Origin of the sequence: Rhodococcus sp. IEGM 1354 (assembly GCF_030056855.1) — a bacterium.
Taxonomy (GTDB): Bacteria; Actinomycetota; Actinomycetes; order Mycobacteriales; family Mycobacteriaceae; genus Rhodococcoides.
In genome coordinates this window covers 1-869 of sequence record NZ_JASHKT010000031.1, presented here as the reverse complement: position 1 = coordinate 869, position 869 = coordinate 1, and the positions used below count along the sequence as shown (strand labels likewise).

The 869-nt window shown below is 65.4% G+C and carries 1 pseudogene; it reads right to left on the bottom strand.

Features of this window, described 5'->3' with window-relative positions:
• Nucleotides 1-869 (bottom strand): annotated as a pseudogene (locus QM588_RS25575) (ABC transporter); the annotation flags it as partial.

Genomic DNA, 869 nt, shown 5'->3' with positions numbered 1-869 from the left:
GGTGCCCATCCTCGAGCCTTGGCCTCATCGGTGGCGGCAAACAGTTTGCGGACGATGTCGAACATTCCGACGTAGGTGGCCAGTGTCGATCGTGGAGTGCGGCCGATGGGACGCTGATCCACCCGGACCAGTCGGGTGAACGTCTCGATTCCGGAGACCTCGGCCACGTCGACTTCGATCTGCGCGTCATCGTCCTCGTCTGCCGCGGTCTCGAGGCGGTGGCGCGCCACCTCGAACAAGACCTGGCTGACGAGCGTCGACTTCCCCGAACCCGACACACCCGTCACCGCCGTCAGCACCCCGTGTGGGAACTTCGCCGTCAACTCGCGCAGATTGTGCCGGGTTACTCCGGTCAGAGTCAGCCATCCGTCGGTGGGCCGCGGCTCACGCTGCAGAGATTCCCCTCGCCCGAAGAGATGCTTGCTGGTTACCGACTCCTCGATCTCTTCCAAGCCGTCGACGGGGCCGCTGTACAGAACCCGGCCGCCGCCCTCGCCCGCCGCGGGCCCGATATCAACCACCCAGTCGGCACGGCGGACCACATCCATGTCATGTTCGACGACGAAAAGAGAGTTGCCCGACGCCTTCAGCTGGTCCAGAACGTCGAGCAGTGGCTCGGCATCCGCGGGATGCAGCCCCGCGGAGGGTTCGTCCAACACGTACACCACCCCGAAGAGACCGGAACGGAGCTGAGTGGCGATCCGCAACCGCTGCGTCTCGCCAGGCGACAGAGTCGTCGAGTTTCGCCCGAGCGCCAGATAGCCCAAACCCAACTCGAGCAACACGTCGATTCTGGCCAGCAGGTCGGCGGTGATGCGCACCGCCACTTCAGCGGCCTCCCCCGACTGTTCGGATACCGGGCGCAGTAC